We start from the raw sequence: 564 nt of genomic DNA on the forward strand, positions 1-564 counted from the left end.
GCGCCTGCAGCAGCTGCATCCGTTCGAGGAGTGAGGGCTGCTGGTCGGCGCCGGTCATGCCCACCTCGCCTCGATCTTCGATCGGCCCTGGGCATAGCGCTCGGCGCTGCTGGCGGCGGCTCCGGCAGCGAGGCCGAGGATGCGGTTCATCTCGGCGAGACGAGCCGACCACTGGGCCTGGGCCTGGTCGTAGGCATCGGATGCTTCACCGCTCCACGCCGCTCGGAGTGTGGACACTTCTGCATCGAGCGCATCCAAGGCGTCAGCGATACCGCGATTGGCTTCCCCCACCGCAGCTGCTGCCCCCCGTATGCGCCCCGGGTCGTATGACTTCACGGGACTCATGCGCTCGAGTTTATCGAGGCTGTGGAATATCGCCAGGGGGAATTGAACTCGAAAACTGTTCCGCCCCTCAGAAACCGGGGTACTCCTGCAGCTTCTGCTCGAACTCCGCGCGGTCGGCGTCGCTGAGAAGACCACTCGCGATGACGACCATCTGCAGACCCTCCAACGGCTCGCCGGTGCGGGCGTTCTGCGCCTCTCGCGCCGTGCGGAAGTCTCCGG

1 protein-coding gene is annotated in these 564 nt (G+C 66.3%); it reads right to left on the reverse strand.

The annotated features are described in order from the left end of the window. Positions 1 to 54: 54 nt before the first annotated feature. On the reverse strand, positions 55 to 345 hold the full coding sequence (locus ACFQ2O_RS22335; RefSeq protein ID WP_377533241.1) for a WXG100 family type VII secretion target: 291 nt from the start codon (positions 343 to 345) through the stop codon (positions 55 to 57). Between the last annotated feature and the right edge of the window lie 219 nt (positions 346 to 564).

The organism is Pontibacter rugosus, from assembly GCF_042678745.1.
GTDB lineage: Bacteria > Bacteroidota > Bacteroidia > Cytophagales > Hymenobacteraceae > Pontibacter > Pontibacter rugosus.